Source organism: Candidatus Symbiopectobacterium sp. NZEC127 (assembly GCF_025962675.1).
Taxonomy (GTDB): domain Bacteria; phylum Pseudomonadota; class Gammaproteobacteria; order Enterobacterales; family Enterobacteriaceae; genus Symbiopectobacterium.
In genome coordinates this window covers 1-538 of record NZ_JAGFPG010000090.1, presented here as the reverse complement: position 1 = coordinate 538, position 538 = coordinate 1, and the positions used below count along the sequence as shown (strand labels likewise).

General features: G+C 56.7%; 1 protein-coding gene. It reads left to right on the top strand.

Annotated elements, in window-relative coordinates:
* Window positions 1-538 (top strand): cytochrome c biogenesis protein CcdA (locus tag J5069_RS24075; protein WP_319801704.1); only part of this gene is annotated, 538 nt, incomplete at both ends.

Here is a 538-nt window from a genome sequence, read left to right as displayed (position 1 = left end):
ATCGGCTTGTCACTGCTGTTTATCGCACTTGCGCTGTCGATGTTTGGTCTCTATAACCTACAGATGCCCTCCACCCTGCAAACCCGCCTGGCACTGTGGAGCAATCGGCAACAAAGCGGCTCCCTTGGCGGGGTTTTTTGCATGGGGGCATTGGCCGGGCTGATTTGCTCGCCCTGCACCACCGCCCCACTCAGCGCCATCCTGCTCTACATTGCGCAAAGCGGTAATAGCGTCGCCGGTGGCGGGATTCTTTATCTCTATGCGCTCGGCATGGGCTTGCCGCTTATCGCCATAACCCTGTTTGGCAATCGCTTTTTACCCCGCAGCGGCCCGTGGATGCAGCACATCAAAACCGCCTTTGGCTTTGTCATTCTGGCCTTACCGGTCTTTCTGCTGGAACGTGTTGTCGGCGATATCTGGGGAGCGCGCCTGTGGAGCCTGCTGATAATCTCCTTCCTGGCTTGGCTGATCATGCACCTCCTCTATAGTCATTGCCCCCCAATGCGCTTCATACAACTGCTGCTTTTGATTGGTGCCG